1 rRNA gene is annotated in these 908 nt (G+C 53.6%); it reads right to left on the bottom strand.

From position 1 onward, the window contains the following. Positions 1–908, bottom strand: a 23S ribosomal RNA gene (locus A8708_RS00075); the annotation flags it as partial.

The following is a 908-nucleotide window of genomic DNA, read 5'->3' on the forward strand; positions in this document are numbered from 1 at the left end:
AGCCTGTTATCCCCAGGGTAGCTTTTATCCGTTGAGCGATGGCCCTTCCATTCGGTACCACCGGATCACTAAGTCCGACTTTCGTCCCTGCTCGACTTGTAGGTCTCGCAGTCAAGCTCCCTTATGCCTTTGCACTCTGCGAATGATTTCCAACCATTCTGAGGGAACCTTTAAACGCCTCCGTTACATTTTAGGAGGCGACCGCCCCAGTCAAACTGCCCACCTGACACTGTCCCCATACCGGATCACGGTACCAGGTTAGAACTCCGATACGATCAGGGTGGTATCCCAACGGCGCCTCCACGCAAGCTGGCGCTCACGCTTCAAAGGCTCCCACCTATCCTGTACAGATCGTACCAAAGTCCAATATCAAGCTGCAGTAAAGCTCCATGGGGTCTTTCCGTCTTGTCGCGGGTAACCTGCATCTTCACAGGTATTAAAATTTCACCGGATCTCTCGTTGAGACAGCGCCCAAGTCGTTACGCCATTCGTGCGGGTCAGAATTTACCTGACAAGGAATTTCGCTACCTTAGGACCGTTATAGTTACGGCCGCCGTTTACTGGGGCTTCAATTCATAGCTTCGGGTTGCCCCTAACCACTCCTCTTAACCTTCCAGCACCGGGCAGGCGTCAGCCCGTATACTTCGCCTTGCGGCTTCGCACAGACCTGTGTTTTTGCTAAACAGTCGCTTGGGCCTTTTCACTGCGGCCCCCTCGGGCTATTCACCCTACCGAGGCACCCCTTCTCCCGAAGTTACGGGGTCATTTTGCCGAGTTCCTTAACGAGAGTTCTTCCGCGCGCCTTAGAATTCTCTTCTCACCCACCTGTGTCGGTTTGCGGTACGGGCACCTTCGCCTGGCTAGAAGCTTTTCTTGGCAGTGTGAACTCATGACCTTCGGTACTTAAA

The sequence above is a fragment of the Paenibacillus oryzisoli genome, from assembly GCF_001653565.1.
In the GTDB taxonomy this organism is placed as follows: Bacteria; Bacillota; Bacilli; order Paenibacillales; family NBRC-103111; genus Paenibacillus_E; species Paenibacillus_E oryzisoli.